Source organism: Clostridium psychrophilum (assembly GCF_018861705.1).
Taxonomy (GTDB): Bacteria; Bacillota; Clostridia; order Clostridiales; family Clostridiaceae; genus Clostridium_AD; species Clostridium_AD psychrophilum.
Window position 1 is genome coordinate 1 of record NZ_JAHLEC010000262.1, and the last position, 856, is coordinate 856.

Consider the following 856-nt stretch of genomic DNA (forward strand, 5'->3'; position numbering starts at 1 on the left):
AAGCTCCACTGAATTCCATTAATGGTTGCTCAAATTGGCTACCCTTAACAGTTGATGTACCCATTGGATTTTCTTTCTTAGGTAAGTTTATGTTAAACTTCCAGTTTGGTAATTTAGCTTCTTGTGTTGCATATGGTTTCATGATTAAAGCTTTTTCTTTAGCAGGACAAACTTCAGCACAATTACCACAGCCACTACAATCTGCATTACTTATACCTATTGCAAAATGTTGACCTTCTAGTCCTTTTCCAATAGCTTTCTTACTTACGTAAGTTTTTGGAGCATTTTTAAGATCTTCATCGCTCGTTAAGAAAGGTCTTATTACAGCATGAGGACATACAAATGCACATTGATTACATTGTATACAATTATCTACTTGCCATTCTGGTATATTAACAGCAATTCCTCTCTTTTCAAAAGCAGCTGTTCCTGGCATTAATGTTCCGTCTTCTATTCCAGCAAATGCACTAACAGGTAAAGAATCTCCTTCTTGTCTGTTCATTACATCAGCAATGTTTTTAACGTAATCTGGTCTAGCATCTAATTCTTTAGTTGCATCTTTAACTGTTTTCCAGCTTGCTGGTACATTAACTTTAACAATTGATTCAACACCTTTATCAATTGCTGCATTATTCATATCAATAACTTTTTGACCTTTTTTACCATATGATGTAATAACAGCAGCTTTAAGATACTTAACTGCATCTTCTACAGGTATAACGTCTGCTAGTTTAAAGAAAGCAGATTGCATAATCATGTTAACTCTTCCACCAAGACCTATTTTACCTGCTATTCCTACTGCATCAATAATGTTGAAGTTAATATTGTGATTAGCAATATAGTTTTTCATTGTTGA

1 protein-coding gene is annotated in these 856 nt (G+C 33.9%); it reads right to left on the reverse strand.

Going from position 1 to position 856, the window contains the following annotated elements; translation table 11 throughout:
* The coding region (locus KPL38_RS19365) for a 4Fe-4S dicluster domain-containing protein (RefSeq protein ID WP_216290762.1) at positions 1-856 on the reverse strand (856 nt) is incomplete at both ends.